The 1,339-nt window shown below is 63.7% G+C and carries 2 protein-coding genes; one reads left to right on the forward strand and one right to left on the reverse strand.

The window, feature by feature from the left end; all coding sequences use genetic code 11:
* On the forward strand, window positions 1-475 hold a 475-nt coding region (locus A2I95_RS38575; RefSeq protein WP_291737674.1), incomplete at its 5' end, for a CarD family transcriptional regulator.
* A 71-nt stretch (window positions 476-546) separates the two neighbouring features.
* On the opposite strand, the gene cobS is transcribed toward A2I95_RS38575, so the two are convergent.
* Window positions 547-1,305: an adenosylcobinamide-GDP ribazoletransferase gene (gene cobS / locus A2I95_RS38580; protein ID WP_291737675.1), complete on the reverse strand. Its 759-nt coding sequence runs from the start codon at window positions 1,303-1,305 to the stop codon at window positions 547-549.
* Between the last annotated feature and the right edge of the window lie 34 nt (window positions 1,306-1,339).

Here is a 1,339-nt window from a genome sequence, read left to right on the forward strand (position 1 = left end):
GTATGTAGTCTACCCGGCGCATGGGGTGGGACAGATCATCTCGATCGAGGAGCAGGAAGTGGCCGGCTTTGCGCTGGAGCTTTTCGTGATCACCTTTGAGAAAGACAAGATGACCCTGCGGGTGCCGACCAACAAAGCAACCGAAGTGGGCATGCGCTCGCTCAGCTCGCCGGACGTGATTGCCCAGGCGATGAAGACGCTGAAAGGCAAGGCGAAGGTGAAGCGCGCGATGTGGTCGCGCCGCGCCCAGGAATATGAGCAAAAGATCAACTCCGGCGACTTGATCTCAATCGCCGAAGTGGTGCGGGACCTGCACCGCACTGATGACCAGCGCGAGCAAAGCTACTCCGAACGCCAGCTTTATGAAGCAGCGCTTGAGCGTTTGACCCGCGAAGTCGCAGCTGTGTCCGGCAATGACGAAATTGCTGCCGCCAAGCAGGTGGATGAGGTTTTGACCTCCCGCGTTGCCGCGTAAGCATCTGCTGTAAACAGTAATTGAAAGGCCGTGCCCACTAGGGTGCGGCCTTTTTCATGCACTGGTCCGGCTCAGCTGCAGAGTGCGAGAAGCGTAAGCAGGCCGGAAATCTCGGCAATTTGCTGAGATGCTCCCAGAATATCCCCGGTTTGGCCGCCGATCTTAGCCTTGGCCAGCGCCCCCAAACCCAGGGCAGCCACGCCCATGGCCAAGGCCGCGGCCAAGGCCGCAGCGCCAATCAGGGGCAGCGACAGGACAATGGCCAGCAGGGCCGCCAGCACACAGGGCAGGGCGCGGGGGCGGCCCACGGTTTGCGACAGGCCGGCGGCGCGCGCATTGGGCAGGGCCGACATCAGCGCAGGCATCACTGCCCGGCTCAGCATGGCCAACGCCGGCAGGGGCCAGGCACCTGCTGCAGCGATCAGCGCGGCCAAGGCGCTCCAGCGCAGGCCAAAGCCGAGGATCAGGGCAATCACTCCATAAGCGCCAATGCGGCTGTCCTTCATGATCTCCAGCCGCCGGTCCCGGGTGAAGCCGCCCCAAAGGCCGTCTGCGGTATCGGCCAGCCCGTCCTCATGCATGGCGCCGGTTAGCATCACCTGAACCGCCAACGCTAGCCCTGCGGCCACTGCGGCAGGCAGGCCTATGTGCATTGCAAAAGTTACAGCCAGCGCCGCTGGCAGGCTGACGGCAAGCCCGACCAGCGGGAACGCCCAGACCGCCTTGGCCTGCCGCTGGAACGCTTCGGACGGCAGAGGCGGCAGGGGCAGCCGGGTCAGCAGCACCAGCGCCAGCAGGATGTCTTTTGCCTGGATGTCGTTTTTTCGCATTTACGGGCCTATTGCGGGGCTTGCGGCAGTGCCG

The organism is Leisingera sp. F5 (assembly GCF_001593695.1).